Origin of the sequence: Helicobacter mastomyrinus (assembly GCF_039555295.1) — a bacterium.
In the GTDB taxonomy this organism is placed as follows: domain Bacteria; phylum Campylobacterota; class Campylobacteria; order Campylobacterales; family Helicobacteraceae; genus Helicobacter_C; species Helicobacter_C mastomyrinus.
In genome coordinates this window covers 880,394-896,120 of record NZ_CP145316.1, presented here as the reverse complement: position 1 = coordinate 896,120, position 15,727 = coordinate 880,394, and the positions used below count along the sequence as shown (strand labels likewise).

Sequence of the window (15,727 nt, the reverse complement as noted above, 5' to 3'; positions counted from 1 at the left end):
AGAATATGCAACAAGAAATTATCCCAAATTTTAGATTAGACTTGCAAGGTGAGCCTTGCCCTTATCCTGCGGTAAGAACTCTGGAGGTTTTGCCCGAGCTTAAAAGTGGCGAGATTTTGGAAGTGCTAAGTGATTGCCCACAAAGCATTAATAATATCCCCATTGATGCGAAAAATCACGGCTATGAAGTGTTAGGAGTAGAGCAGCTAGGAGCTACGATAAGGTATCTTATTAAGAAGCCTTAAAATATGCAGATTAAGATGTTTAAGCAAAATTATTTTATAATGCGACATTTTAAAACTTCGGGGGAGCAGCAATGGCAAGAAAGGCTTGTAATATAATTAAAGATTCTTACACATATAAGATTTCACAGAGTGAATCTACTAATCCCCCCCCCCCTACTTTTATTGCTTATGTATTAAAGCCTAATTCCTCTTAATATTTTCGTTAAGTTATAAAGTAAATTTAAGAAAATAATCAAGGAGAGAAAATGAAAAGACAAATTATCTTTGGATTTGTGTTTTTAGCTTGTGTGGGGGCAGTTGCATTTGGAATAAAGGCATTAAGAGATTCTAAATCTCTTGTTTTTGAAAATGTAGAAAGTGTAAAGAAAATACTTTAGATAAATCTTTTGGTGTAACACTCATAGGAAAGAATGAAAAAGCTATTTTAATGTTTAGGGAGATAGACCCGAAGAAACTTGTTGCCAATTTTATTCTATACCCATTCTCACCTCTGAAAATATTGATTTTAAAAATATTGACACAAGCAACATTACAAATATGAGCTTTTTGTATGTCTTAGAATGCGAGCGCATTCAATGCACCTTTGGATAAATGGAATGTGAGTAATGTTAAAACAATGAGGGCGATGTTTAAAAATACACCTTTAGACTTAAGATTCTCTCCATATTGCTACATTTTTCTACATAAATATATTTTTTTTCTTATCAAACCTTTTGCTTTTAAGCAAAATATGGGGGGGGGGGGGGGGGGGTAGAATTGAATTTCGCATTATCAATGCAAAATCAATTTTAGAAAAGGTGGTTTTTAATGAAAACAATCAAAAATGTGTGCTTAAGCTCTGCAGTAGCTTTAGCTTTAGCTGGTTCTGCTCTTGTAGCTGAAGAAAGTGGTGGATTTGTAGGTGTTGGTGTAGGCTATGGTGGCTTTCAATTTAATGAGGGTGAAAAGTTGGATTTGAATGGCATAAGCTATGAAGTTATTGCTGGTTATAAGCAATTCTTTACTCCTAACTTTGGATTGCGTTATTACGTAAACTTCACTACTTATGCAGATACAAGCGTAAAAGTAAAAGGCACAAGTGAGAAACTCAAAGCGAGTGTAGCGGATTATGGAGTAAATGTTGATGCACTTTATAATTTGATTGCAAGTGCAAATGCGAATTTTGGTGTATTTGTGGGCGTAGGAGTTGGTGCCAATACTTGGTATGGCAGGGATTTAGATGTCAAAGATTATGAACAAACAGGGCTAAATGTTGCACTTAATGCTGGTTTAAGAAGTCAATTTGGCAGACATCATAGTATAGAAATTGCAGCTCGTGTGCCTTTTATAGATACGAAATTGCAAAATATATATCAACCGGCATTAAAAATAACAGCCTCACATATTTACAATGCTGGTGTGAGATATATCTTTAGTTTCTAGGATAACTCCTCCAAAAATTAATGTCCTCACACACTCTGCCTAAAGAGTGCCAAAGGAATGATAGAATCTACTTAACTGCGAGTTGTGGATATAGCCATATATAGCTCCACTGCCATCAGTTACATTAGGTGGAAAATACACGACAGGCAGCCATATTGGTTTCTCTCTATCAAGCATAGCATTTATCCACTGCAAATGTTTTATGCCTCCACAAAGTTGCCTGCAATAGTCGTCTATATTGTTGTTATGAGAATCTTGCCATTTGGGCTTTGGCGGAGATTGATATATTCATCTTTTGAATTATATTTAAGAATAAAGCCATAATCCTCTGCCTTTGGGCGAGGAAAATACTTCACTACCACATCGCCCAAAAGTTCAATGGAGATGAGTTTAGCATCTGCAAAATAATGAGCAGAGTAATTAAAATGTGGGTTTGTTTTGATTTTTTCTTGTTTGGCATTTTTGATAGATTCTGTATAATCACTACTGCTTGTTCTATGATTTTTTAGTCGCACTTTTCCCTTACTGCACTTGCGCCATAAATTGGCTTTGTGAGAGATGGAGGTAGAGTATTATTGCTTGAATGCTCATTGCGCCTTATAATTTCAATGATAATGCGGGGGGTCATCATCAAAATGCTCTTTCCACCACTGCAAATTTCTTAAATGTATGCCAAGCAATTTGAATGCGTCTGCATTATAAGGCATATACGAACGAGAACCAAAATTGGTATAGGGAAAAACAAAAGGTATTTGCTTTAAAGTGGCAGTATCAGGGTAAAAGTTCAATACACTTAATGCACCAATGTGACCATAAAGTTTGTGCATATTCATACCGCCATAGTCGGCTAATTCTAAAACGCCGCTTAGCTCTATCTCGCCATTATAAATCGCCCAATAACCCCATATTTCTGCAATATCAAGTGAGGAGCGAGTAACCTCCCCTTTTTGCTTTAGCTCTGGAAAGTGTCTTGTAGCCTTGTATTGTTCCGCATTAAGATGTATAAAATGAAAAATTAAGAATAAAAGTAGTAAAACAAAACGCATATCTCTCCCCTCCATTTGTATTTGCTAAGAAGCTTTTGTGTAGTTTTTAATCCTCTCATACGCTTCTTGAATCTTCCTAAATCTGTCATTATAACTTTCTATGATATGCGCTTCTTGCCCAAAGACATTGTCAGGGTGATATTCTTTAGCAAGTTTGAGGTAACTTTTTTTTACTTGCTCAAAATCATCTTGATAATGGCATTCTAGTGTCATATAACAGCCACGCAAGATTCTCTCCTCATCGGTAAGGAAAGAGGATTCAAAACTCCCCAATCCTCCACGATTGGCAAAACTATCATAATCAAAGTCCAAAATTACATTATGGATCACCTTAAAACTAATAAGATTCATAATGCTATCCCAAAAATAAGGCTTTGTGCTATCTAAATAAATTTCATTTCTATCGCAACCTACATAATAATCTTCGAAAATATTTGCAATATAGCGCCTTGCTACATTGTTGGCTTTATCCATTCTAAGCATCACGCGCTTGGTATTAAGAATCCGCAAAGCGATTTTTACACGCTCTATCAGAGCATTTTTATTCACAATTTTAATGCGTATAGGCAGATAGGTAAAATCAAGCAGATATTTTAAATCCTGCAGAGGCTCCTCTAGGGGTGTTTGTATGGATTGCACCTCATCTTGGGCAGGGGATTGGTTTTCGGGGCTGTCTAAGTTATCAAGGAGATGATGGATTCTTTGATGTTTTTCATCTTGCCCAAAGGCGTGATAAGCCCAATTCACAAGATAATCTTTTTTAAAGCGCTCTCCATCATCTAAGATTAAAATTGTGCGTGATAAGCGGTAGCTTTTGGAAAAATATTTTTCAGCATACCCGAGGGCTTTATGTAAGAAGTCGCTTTCTTCTTCAACGGTGATTTGAATATAGTTTTGTGTAAGCGCCACATTCATTGTAGGGTCGAATCCTCCGTATCACTTCTTTAAATACTATTATATTATAACTTTCAAAAAGCAAAGTTAATTCCTTTGTCGGGGCTCATAAATTTGTGAGTTGATAAAACAAAGATTATGTTGCATTGTTTGCCTCGGTAATGATGGACTACCGAGGGTAGAGAGATAAGATGATAATAAAAGAGAGCTATTTTACAAGTGTGGATATGGCTTTAAATGATGGGTGCTTGCAATCACCCAAGATTCTAAAAAGAATAGATTCACTAGGCAGCACTTCTACACCTTGAGCGTGGAAAAATGCTAGAGCAAGTTGGTAGTTTTGCACCTCTCTTGAGCTACACGCATCAGCAGCAAGGAGGCATTTATAGCCTAGATTCTGTGCTTCTATAATGCTTTGCAAGACGCAAATATGGCTTTCAATCCCAAAGAGAATAAGCATTTTTGCCTTGCTTTGTGCGATATATTGAGCGATTTTTTCATCGCCAAAAATACTAAAATGTGTTTTTTCTAGTATTTGTGCGTGAGGAGGAATCTTTACTGCATTATGCGTTTTGCCTAATCCTTTGGGATATTGTTCGGTAATAAGTGTGGGGATATGCAGTTCTTGGGCAGATTCTAAAAGTATATTAGTGCTTTTAATAAGCTTTTCTTTATCCGCCATTACCCCTACTAATTTTTCTTGCACGTCAATGCAGATAAAAAGCATTTGCTCTATTTTGAGTATATTTTGCATAGACTTCCTTTGAAAGTTTATTTAGAGTTGAGAAACGATAGTTTTTGTATCTCTAGCGATGACAAGTTCTTCATTAGTGGGTATCACGCACACTTTTACTTTAGAATCTGCCGTAGAGATGATGGCTTCTTTGCCACAAATATTATTTGCTTCTTCATCGAGTTTGACACCCAAAAATGCGAGATTATTCACAATCATACCGCGTATGAATTTTGCATTTTCTCCCACACCAGCGCAGAAGCTCACCGCATCAACACCATTCATCGCCGCACAATACGCCCCTACATATTTCATCACACGATAGGCAAAGGCAACCCGTGCGAGTTTAGCGCGTTCATTCCCCCCTAAATCTGCATCAAGCAAATCTCTAAAATCACTTGAAAGCCCAGAGATTCCAAGCACACCGGATTTTTTGTTAAGGATATTAAGCAGACTTTGAATATCTAAATCCTCGCGCTTAGAGATATACTCTAAAATCGCAGGGTCTAAATCCCCACTTCGTGTCCCCATAATTAAGCCCTCTAGCGGTGTAAGCCCCATACTTGTATCCACGCACTCGCCATTTTTAATAGCTGAAATTGATGAACCATTCCCCAAATGGCAGACGATAATCTTAGAATTATAATAATCAAGCCCTAAAAATTCGGCAGTTTTTTGTGATACATATTTATGACTCGTCCCGTGGAATCCATATCTACGCACTTTATGCTTCTCATACCATTCATAAGGCACACCATAAATATAAGCTTTTGGTGGCATAGTTTGATGAAATGCTGTGTCAAAAACTACAACCATAGGCGTGTTTGGCATTTTCGCTTTACACGCCTCAATGCCCATCAAATGTGCAGGATTGTGTAATGGCGCGAGATCAGAGCATTCTTTAATGCGATCAATCACATAATCATTGATGAGTACAGATTCTTTGAAAAATTCCCCCCCATGAACTACACGATGCCCAATGGCGTGAATATCTTCAAGTGAGCTAATCGTGCCATATTCTTTATTGATAAGCGATTCTAGCACCATTTCAATGGCTTTAGTATGGTTGGGTATAGGCTCTTTTTGCTCATATTTTTTTCCTGCAGCATTTTTGTAGTTAAGCACACTGCCATCAATACCGATTCTATCGCATATACCGCTTGCTAAAACCTTCTCTGTATCAGCATCAATAAGCTGAAACTTTAAAGATGAACTTCCACAATTAACGACTAAAACATTCATTTTTTCTCCTTTTTTTGATTTGGATTTATTTGGCTTGAAGTGCGCTAATAGCTACTACACCTACTATATCATCAGCACTACACCCTCGTGATAAATCATTGATGGGTGCACTCATACCTTGTGCGATAGGTCCATAAGCTTCAGCCTTAGCAAATCTCTGCACGAGCTTGTAGCCGATGTTCCCCGCGTCTAAATCGGGGAACACAAGCACATTTGCCTTTCCTGCAACCTGTGAGCCTTTAGCTTTAGATTCACCGACACTTGGCACGATTGCTGCATCAAGTTGCAATTCCCCATCGACTTTAAGGTGTGGAGCGAGGCTTTTTGCGATTTTGGTAGCTTCTATGACTTTATCCACATCAGGGTGGCTTGCGCTACCATAGGTAGAATGACTTAGCATTGCTACAAGCGGCTCATTATGAGTGATAGATTCAAAACTCTTAGCAGATGAAAGCGCAATGTGTGCAAGTTCTTCGGCATTAGGATTTTGGCAAAGCCCACAATCAGCAAACACAAATGTCCCCTGTAACCCATAAGTACAATCAGGCACTACCATAATGAAAAAGCTTGAAACAAGCTTAGAATCTGCTGCTGTGCCTACAATCTGCAACGCCGCACGTAGCACACTAGAAGTAGCGTGAATCGCTCCCGCTACCATACCATCAGCTTTGCCTGATTTGACAAGAGCTGCGCCAAAATAGAGACAATCATTTAGTAGCAACTCTTTTGCTTTTGCGCTATCCATACCTTTATGCCCTCGTAATTTCACTAAAAGTGCAATAAGTTCATCAAGGAGTGCTTCATCTTTGAGCGTGATAAAAGATGCCTTTTGTAACACATCTGTTGGGAGATGAGAGAGCTGATCTTTAGCCCTTTTGCAAATCTCATCTTGCTCTCCTAATAAAATTAAGTCAGCAAAGCCCTCATTGAGAATCTTTACAGCCGCTTCAATCGTGCGCAAGTCCGTTACTTCAGGCAAAACAATCGTTTTTTTACGCGCCTTTGCCTGTGCCTTAATAGAATCAATAAAACCCATCTTTTCCTCCGTATCTAAAAAGTTAAAATTTAGGATTCAATCATAGACTAAGTGTGTTTAATTTATACGTAATAAAAATAGGCTTTATGTTTAATGTGTAAAATTGATACATTTTAGACAAGCTTTTTTTAATCTTTTGGAAACAAATGATTGTTTTTATTACTTTGGATATCTCAAAAAAGAAAGGATTTTGTCAATAATTTAGCTTATTGCAAATAGGATTTATTGATATATAGCTAAAGTGTAAGTTGTAGTGCGCAATATCAAGCCTTAATATAATTTATACGCTTCATTTGTCATTTAAAAATAAATTCATCATCTCCTTGCATAAAGCTAAGATATAATTTAATTCGAAACTTGGCTAGAATCTATAATTATTCTACTGATTTTGTAGCTGAAACTACCATTTAGGCTTATTTACAGGGGAGTTTAGTTTTATTTTTAGGGCACAACCCCACATAAAGAATTAAGATTATGGGCGCTCAAGCATTCATAAGATTAGATTCACTATGGCTACATTATTGTGATAAAATGCCACGTAGCTTTAAGTTAAGGATTATAAACCCGCAATTAATGGAGATAAATATGAATAAGCTAAATCCACCATTGCAAAAGGTAGGTATTGTTCTGCGTCCATCAAGCCCAGAGCTAAAGGGTGTATTCTTACAAGTGTGTGAGGAACTAAATAATGCGGGTATAGAGGTGAGCTTAGAGAGCATAAGCGGGGGTATGATTGAGCTGCTTGGGCGGGATTTTTCATATATCGCCACGCAATGTGATGCACTCTTTAGCCTAGGTGGCGATGGGACGCTTATTTCTATGCTTCGTCGTGCTTTTGAGTATAGGCTGCCATGTATGGGGATTAATACCGGGCGGCTAGGCTTCCTCACGGCTATTATGCCCGATAGCCTTAAAAGCTTTATTCCAAATCTTAAAAGCGGGGATTATACATTGCAAAATCATCTTGTGCTTCAAGCAAAGGTATATGATACCCAAACGCAGCAGGAAGCCATGCACACATTTATAGCCATTAATGAATTTTTGATTTCTAAGCACGATTTAAGCGGTATGGTGAGCATTGATGCGCATATTGATGGGAAGCATTTTAATACCTATGGTTGCGATGGCTTGATTATTGGCACTCCTACAGGTTCTACGGCGTATAATATTAGTGCAGGTGGCTCGGTGATTTATCCTTATTGTCGCAATATCTTGCTTACCCCCATCGCACCGCATTCCCTCACGCAATGCCCTTTAGTGCTTAATGATGAATTTGTGCTAGAATTTCGTCCAAAGCAGAGGGCAAAGCTCATTATCGATGGGCAGGAGATGATTGATATTATGCCCTTTCACAAGGTGCAGATTCAAGCCCTCAAGCAAAGCGCGATGTTGATTTACCCCCGCACAAGAGATTATTTTAATGTGTTGAAAGAAAAGTTTAAATGGGGCGATGAATATTAGCCAAGCATAAGGAGCAAGTCAATGATTAAGCGTATCTTAATCCATAATTCCCCTGCCTTTAAAGATGTAGAGCTGTATATGCAGGAGGGATTTAATGTCTTTAGCGGCGCGAGTGGGAGCGGGAAATCCGTATTTATGGAATCCTTATTGGCGATTTTTGGGATTAAGGAGAGCAATGCGGATTTGATTGAAGCAAATATTAATGTTGAAACTATGAATTTTGATTGGGAGGGTTATGGTATCCCGCACGAGGAGGACGAAGATGAAATCGTCTTAAGCATTTTAAAAAAGGATAAAACGCGCTATTTTCTAAACCACGCTTCAAGCTCCAAAAAAAAGCTCCACGATATTGTCCATGGCTTTGCCAAACATATTAGCACCAAAGGGGCAGATGAGCTAAAAAATAGCAATATTTTAAGAATCTTAGATAACTTTATCGCAAAAAAGCATAGCGTTCATAAAAGCACACTGACCACTTATGAGAGCGATTTTAAACAATTATGCACCTTAAAAGAGCAGCTTAAAGAGATAGAATCCAATGAAGCAAATATCACGTCTTTAAAAGAATTTGCGGCATTTGAAATCGCTAAAATTGAAAAGATTAATCCTAAAGAGGGTGAGTATGAGGAGCTTTTAAACCTTAAAAAAATGCTAAGCAAGCAAGAAAAGATTAAAGAGCAACTCTTAAAAGTACGGGAGGTGCTAGAATTAAGCCAAAGTTTTGAGGGTTTTTTGAATCTTGTGGATAAGAGCTGTCCTAATCTCATTGATGGTTTGAGCGAGTTTGAGGCGATTGTGGAGCAAGAAGCAGAGCGAATGGAGAATCTTGAGCTGATGAATGTAGAGGAGCTGCTTGATAAAATCGCAGGACTTGCCGAGCTTATCCGCAAATTTGGGAGTATTACAAACGCGCTTAACTATTTGCAAGGGCAGAAGCAAAAGTTAGCCCAATATGAGCATTTAAGCTTTGATAAACAAGCCCTACAAAAGCAGATTCAAGCCCTTGAGGCTACTTGTGAAGCAAATGCTCAAACCCTCCATCACAATCGCCAAAAATGCGCAAAGGATTTAAACGCACGGATTGAACATCTTTGCACACAGCTGCGATTAAAGCAAAGCCATTTGTTGCTTAAAGAAGTGCCTTTATATCAAAAGGGCATAAGCGAATGTGAATTAAGGCTAGGGGATAGCGATGTGAATGTGATTTCATCAGGTGAGTATAATCGTTTGCGTTTGGTGATGATGTGTATTGATATGGAATTACAGCCACGTAAAGGGATTTTAGTGCTTGATGAGATTGATGCGAATTTGAGTGGGGAGGAGAGCGAGGGGGTAGCGCAGATTCTAAAAACACTCTCACGTGATTATCAAATCTTTGCCATCTCTCATCAAACGCATATGCCCTCCCTAGCTGATAATCACTATCTGGTGGAAAAACGTGGGCAAAGTAGCGTTATTACAAAGCTTGATTTTGAAGGCAGGGTGCAGGAGGTAGCACGGATTATTAGCGGCTCAAATATCACGCCACAAGCCCTTGAATTTGCTAGGACACATCTTAGTAAATAGGATAAAGTAGTGAATCTTGCTTTGCTGAAAGGGTTTTGCGCCTATATGCAAAATATGGAGCGAGTTATGTGCTTTAGACGCATAGATAATAATCTCTTGGTGTTGATATGTGCGGATAGACAGGGGGAGACGCATAGATTCTATATGGATATGACGCGCTCACAAAGCAATATATTTATTGCTCAAAGAGAGATTATAGGGACAAAAGTCTTTTGTGCGCCTTTTGATAATAAACTCGCTACTTGCACGAAAGGGGCACATATAGAGCAGATACGTATCGATGGGAATAATAGAATCTTGCAATGCTATCTCACCCAGAGGGAGCACTATAAGGTGCGGTATTTTTGGCTTGTGTGCGAATTTACCGGCAAATATACCAATGTGGTGCTTTGTGATAAGGATTTTATTGTGCTTGAAGCATTGCGCCATATACCACAGCATAAATCCTCGCGAGAGGTGCGGGTAGGGAAGATTCTATCCCCTTTGCCACAGCCTGAATGTATCCCCACACAGCCTGAAAGCTCGCCAGAAAATGTATGTGCGATATTAGAGCAAATTTATGCGGATAAATATGAAAAGCTCAAAGCAGACAAGAGGCAAAATGTACTTAGAAAACTTGAAAGCAAGAAGCAATCCCTCATAGATACATTAGCTACATTACCCAAACGCGAGGAGCTTTTAGAATCTGCTAAGGAGTATGCTATGTATGGAGAGCTGATTTTTAGTTCATTGCATTTGCTGCCCACACATAAGATCATCACAACGCATATTGTGCTAAAAGATAGTAACGCAAATGATGTGAATCTCCCCTTGCCTTCACACGCAAGGGATTTGCAAGAAGCGGGGAATTGGTATTTTACGCAGAGCAAAAAATATCATAAAAAGGCAAAATTTTTAGAGAAGCAAATAGCCAATTTGCAGGAGAGAATTGCCTTTATCACGCAGCAAATAGGCTTTACCTTGCAGTTTGATGAGAGCGGAGAGGTCTTTGCTCCAGCACACAAGAGGGCAAAAAATATAGGTACAAAGGATATAGAGAGCTTTTTTATACAGGGGTATAAGGTGAGCATTGGGCGCAATGCAAAGGACAATCAAAGGCTTTTAGAAGTGGCAAAAGCCGATGATTTGTGGTTTCATATCCGTGATGTGCCAAGTGCGCATTTGATTATTCATTGTGGTAAAAAAATGCCCCCAAATACCCTACTACAAAGGGTAGCTGAAATCTTAGTGGGGCTTTATGTCGTGCGTAAGGGGGGTGGGGATTTTGTAGTGGATTGGACAAGGAGGCGATTTGTCAAGCCATCATTGAACGCACAGGCGGTATATGCCAAGCATAAAAGCATACATTACCGCGCAGATAGCAAGAGCATAATACAAATATAATGAGAATGTCTCAACCCCCTTATACATAAATTAGAATCCCCCCCCCTTTTTTTTAAGCACTTTTTGCATAGATTGCAATAACTCTCTTAGCCCTGCTTTTGTAGGCTTTAAATCTTCTACTCATTTTGTATTTTTAGCTACACTCTCATTTATGGAAGATTCTAAAAATATAAGCTTTAGCCCATTACAAGAAAAAGCACGGCATATAGCCCCGTTATGGCGCAAAAATATACTTGCTTGGTATAAGGACAATGGAAGATTCACTTTGCCTTGGCGTAATCTACAAGGAGAAAATGCGCCCTATGGCGTGTATGTGAGTGAAATGATGTTGCAGCAAACACAAGTAAAACGTGTGCTAGAGTGTTACTATCAGCCTTTTATGGAATCTTTTCCCACGCTCCTTGCCCTCTCTTATGCTACAGAGGAGCAAGTGCTTAAAGCTTGGGAGGGATTAGGCTATTACACACGTGCAAGAAATATGTTAAAAACCGCACATATATGCGCTCAAAAATTCTCCCATACTTTACCACACACATATAATGAGTTGATTGCACTGCCGGGCATTGGTGCATATAGTGCGGGGGCGATTTTATGCTTTGGTTTTAAACAAAATGTATCTTTTGTAGATGGGAATATTAGACGCCTACTCTGCCGTATTTTTGCTCTAAGTAATCCAAAAATGGTGCTTTTAGAAAAGCTTGCTCAAATCCTTTTAGATATAGATTCTAGTTTTGATTACAATCAAGCCTTGCTTGATATTGGTGCTACCCTATGTACTCCTAAATCCCCCTCTTGTCTCATATGTCCCTTGCAATCTTTATGTGATGGATATAATGCCCCTCATCTCTATCCCCTGCCTAAGCAATCCACCCTTATACCTTTAGAACTACATCTTGGTATTTGTGTGCATAATCATCATATTGCTTTAGTGCGATCCTCCAAAGGGCTATATCACGGGCTTTATAATCTTCCCTTGCTTACTAGTGATAGCCTCACGCAAACACATAAGTGTGGAGAATGCAGACATCACTATACTAAATATCATATCAGGGCATATATTTATCATATAGATTTTAAATGCTTTCAAACCTTAAATATCTTTGATGAAATCACGTTGATTCCTATCAATGAGCTTAACTCTAAACCACTTTCATCATTATGCAAAAAAGCCCTTAAAATCGCAGGGCTAGAATACTAAACACCAACTCGCCCTATGAGACTAAAATTAGCTTAGGACTGCAAAAGAAAAATATCAAAAGGATAGTGCTTGCCAAGTGATTTTAAATCTAAATACGCATCAATGAGCTTATATTCGTCCTTAGCGTGACTGCGATGGCGCTCTTTTGCCTTATCTATCATTTCTAGTTCAAATAGCACATAAAAAAATGCCATTTCTGCACTTTCATCATTATCTGCACAAGATTCAAAAAATTTAATCCACTCATCAGGTGTAAGTATCCCTCTACTCATAATGGCATATTGGATATATTCCATTGTGCTTGTTTGGACTTTTCTTAAGGCTTCGCGCATATCTTTAGCATCTATGCTTTGGGGGTTTTTAAGATAGGTTTTGAACATCTCCTGCGCGAGCGTTTTATTAAGCGTGATATGGGAGATTCGAGAGAGGAGCTTTTCTTGCTCTTTGGGCTGAGCGTTTTTAAGAATCTCAAGCACTGCGTAGTTTTTCAACTCATCGGGATAATCTTGTTCTAAGATTTCAAAGCCATATTTGTAGTGTTGATGGATTTTATTTTTAAGATTTTGGACATTAAATTTATTATCGCGACTTAGATGATAGGTTTTCAAATCCACTACCTTACCGCTCATCACATCTTTATAATTTTCAAAAAGCGTATCAATCTTACGATTGAAACTCTCTGTGGAATCTAATCTGGGCTTCAAATAAAATCGCTGCAAAATTTTAGATAGATTAGAAAAAGCTTTGCGTTTATACACACGAGGCTTGATATCTTGGTTGAGGGATTGCTCATTGATTTGTGAGAGTAATTTATCATAGTCATTTTTGCGATGATAATTCTCTAGCAAATCCTGCGCCCACGCAGAAGCAAAAAATATTAAAGTCGCTACAAAAAATAAAGCCACAATCCCCACAATCCACACAGCCAAAGGCAGTGTAATCTGCATTTGCGTGAATGGAATCTCATACGTATAGTTATAAGATTCTAAACTATACACATATAGCCCAACAACGAGCATAAACACAAAAGAAAATATCACATAATATTTCAGTTTCACTATCGCTCCTTTTTTTGCGTTTTTTCAAATAGCTCACGACAATTAATGCAGTATTTTGCGTGAGGCTTGACTTTGAGGCGCTCTACATCGATTTCATCATCGCACATTTCACATATCCCAAATATACCATCTTTGATTTTTTGCAGAGATTTGCGAATATCGCGGATTTCATTTTGATATAAATTAATCATACCCATTTCTAGATTCCCTTGTAATCCAGCCCCGACAATATCGCCCTCATCTTTATGATGAGTGTTTTGAATATGTGTAATATGCGTGTTTTTATGCTCGATGCTCTCACAAAGCTTATGTAAGCGTTGCTTAAGAAGTGTCTCAAAAAAAGTATAATCAATCATAAATCCTCCTATTTATGATAAGGGTGAGATGATAAAATGCTTAATGCCCGATAGATTTGCTCACATAGCACAAGCTTGGCGATTTTATGGCTTAATGTCATCGCGCTTAGGCTCACCGCGTGAGTGAGATTCACAAAAGATTTTTCAAGCCCATAAGCCCCACCGATAAAAAATTGTATGAGTTGGTGAGATTCTATCAAATGCGCAAAACTATGAGAATCATAGCTTTTTCCCCCTGGGTCAAGGGCGATATTAAGCCCATTCGTATTAAGATAAGGGGTAAAAATATGCGTATAGCTCTGCTGTGCTTTATTTAAAGAGATTTTTTGGGCATTTTTCACAGATTGGGGGAATAGCTCAAAATGCTTGATATTTGCACCAAATGGCTTACATCGCATACATAGCTCCTCTTGCAATGCTCGATAAGCGGCGTCTTTTTTAGTTATAGAATAAATGTTGATTTGCATAGTTTGGATTAAGCATTTTGCTAATATCGCTCAATGTCTTTTTTAAATCTTTACGATGCACTACCATATCAATAAGCCCGTGTTCTAGGAGAAATTCAGCCGTTTGGAATCCCTCTGGTAAGTCCGCACCAATAGTTTGCTTTATCACACGTGGTCCTGCAAAACCAATAATCGCGCCCGGCTCAGCGATGATAATATCTCCTAAAAATGCAAAAGACGCGCTCACGCCTCCAAAAGTAGGGTCAAGCAACACAGAAATAAAGGGCAATCCCGCATCAGAGAGTTTATTTAACGCACAAGAGGTCTTAGCCATTTGCATAAGTGAAAAGGTGGATTCTTGCATACGTGCGCCTCCACTTGTGGAGAGAATGACTAATGTTTGCTTTTTTGCCACTGCTCGATTGGTAGCACGGACGATTTTCTCTCCCTCTACCGAGCCTAGAGAGCCACCCATGAAGGCAAAGTCAAAAAGCACGATTTGCATTTCTATGCCATTTATAAGCCCCTCCCCTGCGATTACCGAACTTGCCCTGCCGGTTTTCTCCTCACTCTCGCGGATACGTTGTTTGTAGCTTTTTTTATCGACAAATTTAAGCGGGTCAATAGGACGCAAATCCTTATCGATTTCAATAAATGTATCTGTATCGCAAAGCATTTCTATACGCTCAGTAGCAGAGATTCTAAAATGATAATTGCATTTAGGGCAGATATGGCTTTGTGAAAATACCTCTTTATAGTACATCATAGCATTACAACTAGGGCATTTAAGCCAATGATTAGGAGGTGCGTCAATCTTCTGTGCGTCTTGGTTTTGCTCTTTATCTTTGTTTTCTTCTTTCTTTGGTTTAAACAAACTACCCAATCCCATTTCTATCCTTTAGATTCTAAAACGATATGTGAAATCATATCAAAAATATGCTTATCTTTGCTTATAAGTGTAAAATTATTTGTGCGAATATGATGCAGCTTTTCGCATAAAAACAATCCTGCCTTGCTATCAAAATCGCGGATATTACCCATAAAAAGCATAAAATTCACTTCATAAGATTGCGCGATAGATAGCGCACTCGCCCCTAAAGAGCGGAACTTTAAGCGATTTTGATATAAAAGTGCAGTGATATGCGGATTAGAATACGCTTTTTCAAAAATTCCGCATTTTGTGAGTGGCAAAGATTCTAATGCGATAAAAGCCGCCTCGCCCTCTTGCAGATAGGATTCAATAGCAAATCGTATGACTTTATCCTCCACTCGCGCTCTGCCCTCTTTAGTGCAGAAGTTAAAAATTACAGCCTCCTTTACTCTGCCATTTGTATCACAAAGTGCCAAAGAAGCGCCATAATAAGGGATATGAGAGAGGAAGTTATCGCTCCCATCGAGCGGGTCTAGCATAATATAATCACTTCTCGCCCCCTGTATAAAGCCGCTCTCTTCGGAATTGATACTTGCCAAAGGCAGCAAATACTCCTTATAAATGCTCTCGCTCACTAAGTCCGCCCCTATGCTTCTATCGCCTCCTGCACCGATTTGATGCAGGGTATAGAGTGATTTGTCTTTATGCTGCAAGGTATCAATAATCTTTTGTGTGGCAAGAGTAGCTTGATATAAAAATGTCCGCAAGAG

At 38.6% G+C, this 15,727-nt stretch carries 19 protein-coding genes and 1 pseudogene; 8 read left to right on the top strand and 12 right to left on the bottom strand.

Going from position 1 to position 15,727, the window contains the following annotated elements:
- The first annotated feature begins 5 nt into the window (after nucleotides 1–5).
- The 4 genes and pseudogenes from yedF to V3I05_RS04430 all read left to right on the top strand — a co-directional run bounded on the left by yedF (nucleotide 6) and on the right by V3I05_RS04430 (nucleotide 1,667).
- Entirely contained in the window at nucleotides 6–245 is a 240-nt protein-coding gene (gene yedF, locus V3I05_RS04440) for a sulfurtransferase-like selenium metabolism protein YedF (RefSeq protein ID WP_011116139.1), read from the top strand.
- Nucleotides 246–490: 245 nt separating this feature from the next.
- Nucleotides 491–622 carry a hypothetical protein gene (locus tag V3I05_RS04435; RefSeq protein WP_343354172.1) on the top strand — a complete coding sequence of 44 codons (132 nt, stop codon included), beginning with the start codon at nucleotides 491–493 and terminating at the stop codon, nucleotides 620–622.
- A gap of 197 nt (nucleotides 623–819) precedes the next feature.
- Nucleotides 820–999: pseudogene (locus V3I05_RS10645) on the top strand (hypothetical protein); the annotation flags it as partial.
- Between the two features lie 53 nt (nucleotides 1,000–1,052).
- Nucleotides 1,053–1,667 (top strand): outer membrane beta-barrel protein, encoded by a 615-nt coding sequence (locus V3I05_RS04430; RefSeq protein WP_343354170.1) that lies wholly within the window; start codon nucleotides 1,053–1,055, stop codon nucleotides 1,665–1,667.
- A 39-nt stretch (nucleotides 1,668–1,706) separates the two neighbouring features.
- Here V3I05_RS04430 and V3I05_RS04425 read toward each other — a convergent pair whose 3' ends face one another.
- The 7 genes from V3I05_RS04425 to pta form a co-directional block, all read right to left on the bottom strand.
- Nucleotides 1,707–1,862 (bottom strand): hypothetical protein, encoded by a 156-nt coding sequence (locus V3I05_RS04425; protein WP_343354168.1) that lies wholly within the window; start codon nucleotides 1,860–1,862, stop codon nucleotides 1,707–1,709.
- Between the two features lie 38 nt (nucleotides 1,863–1,900).
- Entirely contained in the window at nucleotides 1,901–2,182 is a 282-nt protein-coding gene (locus tag V3I05_RS04420) for a hypothetical protein (RefSeq protein ID WP_343354166.1), read from the bottom strand.
- A gap of 90 nt (nucleotides 2,183–2,272) precedes the next feature.
- Nucleotides 2,273–2,713 (bottom strand): hypothetical protein, encoded by a 441-nt coding sequence (locus V3I05_RS04415; protein ID WP_343354164.1) that lies wholly within the window; start codon nucleotides 2,711–2,713, stop codon nucleotides 2,273–2,275.
- 24 nt (nucleotides 2,714–2,737) lie between these two features.
- The gene (locus tag V3I05_RS04410; RefSeq protein ID WP_300446582.1) at nucleotides 2,738–3,628 is read right to left on the bottom strand and encodes a J domain-containing protein; all 891 of its coding nucleotides are present in this window, start codon (nucleotides 3,626–3,628) and stop codon (nucleotides 2,738–2,740) included.
- 187 nt (nucleotides 3,629–3,815) lie between these two features.
- On the bottom strand, nucleotides 3,816–4,361 hold the full coding sequence (locus tag V3I05_RS04405; protein WP_300446584.1) for an isochorismatase family protein: 546 nt from the start codon (nucleotides 4,359–4,361) through the stop codon (nucleotides 3,816–3,818).
- A gap of 21 nt (nucleotides 4,362–4,382) precedes the next feature.
- Nucleotides 4,383–5,582 (bottom strand): acetate kinase, encoded by a 1,200-nt coding sequence (locus V3I05_RS04400; protein WP_295697958.1) that lies wholly within the window; start codon nucleotides 5,580–5,582, stop codon nucleotides 4,383–4,385.
- Between the two features lie 25 nt (nucleotides 5,583–5,607).
- The gene (pta, locus tag V3I05_RS04395; RefSeq protein ID WP_343354161.1) at nucleotides 5,608–6,618 is read right to left on the bottom strand and encodes a phosphate acetyltransferase; all 1,011 of its coding nucleotides are present in this window, start codon (nucleotides 6,616–6,618) and stop codon (nucleotides 5,608–5,610) included.
- 585 nt (nucleotides 6,619–7,203) lie between these two features.
- Between pta and V3I05_RS04390 the strand changes: the two genes are divergently transcribed.
- The 4 genes from V3I05_RS04390 (at nucleotide 7,204) to mutY (ending at nucleotide 12,226) form a co-directional block, all read left to right on the top strand.
- Nucleotides 7,204–8,079: an NAD(+)/NADH kinase gene (locus V3I05_RS04390; RefSeq protein WP_300446588.1), complete on the top strand. Its 876-nt coding sequence runs from the start codon at nucleotides 7,204–7,206 to the stop codon at nucleotides 8,077–8,079.
- A gap of 21 nt (nucleotides 8,080–8,100) precedes the next feature.
- Nucleotides 8,101–9,645 carry an AAA family ATPase gene (locus tag V3I05_RS04385; protein ID WP_295697952.1) on the top strand — a complete coding sequence of 515 codons (1,545 nt, stop codon included), beginning with the start codon at nucleotides 8,101–8,103 and terminating at the stop codon, nucleotides 9,643–9,645.
- Between the two features lie 9 nt (nucleotides 9,646–9,654).
- A complete protein-coding gene (locus V3I05_RS04380) occupies nucleotides 9,655–11,028 on the top strand; it encodes an NFACT family protein (RefSeq protein ID WP_343354160.1) in 1,374 nt (457 codons plus the stop codon).
- A 151-nt stretch (nucleotides 11,029–11,179) separates the two neighbouring features.
- A complete protein-coding gene (mutY, locus tag V3I05_RS04375) occupies nucleotides 11,180–12,226 on the top strand; it encodes an A/G-specific adenine glycosylase (protein ID WP_343354158.1) in 1,047 nt (348 codons plus the stop codon).
- Between the two features lie 32 nt (nucleotides 12,227–12,258).
- Here the strand turns inward: mutY and V3I05_RS04370 are convergent, their stop codons facing one another.
- From V3I05_RS04370 to V3I05_RS04350, 5 genes are read right to left on the bottom strand one after another with little or no spacing between them, the layout of a single operon-like run.
- Complete coding sequence (locus V3I05_RS04370; protein WP_300446594.1) at nucleotides 12,259–13,284, bottom strand: hypothetical protein; 1,026 nt, start codon at nucleotides 13,282–13,284, stop codon at nucleotides 12,259–12,261.
- Nucleotides 13,284–13,640, bottom strand: coding sequence for an RNA polymerase-binding protein DksA (gene dksA / locus V3I05_RS04365; RefSeq protein WP_295697942.1), 357 nt, complete (start codon nucleotides 13,638–13,640; stop codon nucleotides 13,284–13,286). The genes V3I05_RS04370 and dksA overlap by 1 nt, the downstream gene beginning before the upstream one ends.
- An 8-nt stretch (nucleotides 13,641–13,648) precedes the next feature.
- Nucleotides 13,649–14,107 (bottom strand): 23S rRNA (pseudouridine(1915)-N(3))-methyltransferase RlmH, encoded by a 459-nt coding sequence (locus V3I05_RS04360; protein ID WP_295697940.1) that lies wholly within the window; start codon nucleotides 14,105–14,107, stop codon nucleotides 13,649–13,651.
- Complete coding sequence (accD, locus tag V3I05_RS04355; protein ID WP_343354155.1) at nucleotides 14,079–14,975, bottom strand: acetyl-CoA carboxylase, carboxyltransferase subunit beta; 897 nt, start codon at nucleotides 14,973–14,975, stop codon at nucleotides 14,079–14,081. The genes V3I05_RS04360 and accD overlap by 29 nt, the downstream gene beginning before the upstream one ends.
- Nucleotides 14,976–14,977: 2 nt before the next feature.
- Entirely contained in the window at nucleotides 14,978–15,724 is a 747-nt protein-coding gene (locus V3I05_RS04350) for an inositol monophosphatase family protein (protein ID WP_300446599.1), read from the bottom strand.
- Between the last annotated feature and the right edge of the window lie 3 nt (nucleotides 15,725–15,727).